Origin of the sequence: Pseudomonas sp. MD195_PC81_125, assembly GCF_014060985.1 — a bacterium.
GTDB classification, from domain to species: Bacteria; Pseudomonadota; Gammaproteobacteria; order Pseudomonadales; family Pseudomonadaceae; genus Aquipseudomonas; species Aquipseudomonas parakoreensis.
The window spans coordinates 1-546 of sequence record NZ_JABULD010000970.1 but is presented as its reverse complement, the minus strand read 5'-3'; the positions used below and the strand labels follow the sequence as shown (position 1 = coordinate 546).

At 50.7% G+C, this 546-nt stretch carries 1 protein-coding gene; it reads right to left on the bottom strand.

Annotated features, from left to right (window positions below):
- A partial coding sequence (locus HT737_RS30655) for a hypothetical protein (protein ID WP_182404692.1) occupies positions 1-546 on the bottom strand: 546 nt, incomplete at both ends.

Sequence of the window (546 nt, the reverse complement as noted above, 5' to 3'; positions counted from 1 at the left end):
CCAAGGTTTTTGACAATCAGATCTGCATAGCCGTGAGAGCTCGTTTTAGCGATTTCTACTGTTCTTGAAATCTCATATCGCTCGCCTTCGCAGTCACCATCCCACTCGCCGCCATACCGATAAACCACTAATTTATCCAACACCGGGCGCAATTTTTCGCCCTCTTTCACGTAGAGCGAAAGCAGGTTTTCTTCCATCGGATTGATCCGGGATCCGTTAGTGGATAACGCACGTATGCCAAAGGCACGAAGATCGGTAGTCAGTGTGTAGCGAGCCGTATCGAGCGTTATTTCTCGCAAACTGACGCCATCCAATACGAATGCAGCCGCTTTGTAGTACGTCGCAATGGGCTTCGATTGAGCAGTGTCCAGAACGGACAAGTCGAAATCGTAGGTACTCAGCGCCTCAGGGTCATCAGATGCGGATCCGCGCTTAAACTGTGCAGTGGCGTTGATGGTTAATCCTGGATATGCAGGCCACTCCTTGCAGACAGAAAGATCCAGATCTCCTGCCATCGGTGTTGGTACGCAATCAGCCAACACCTGG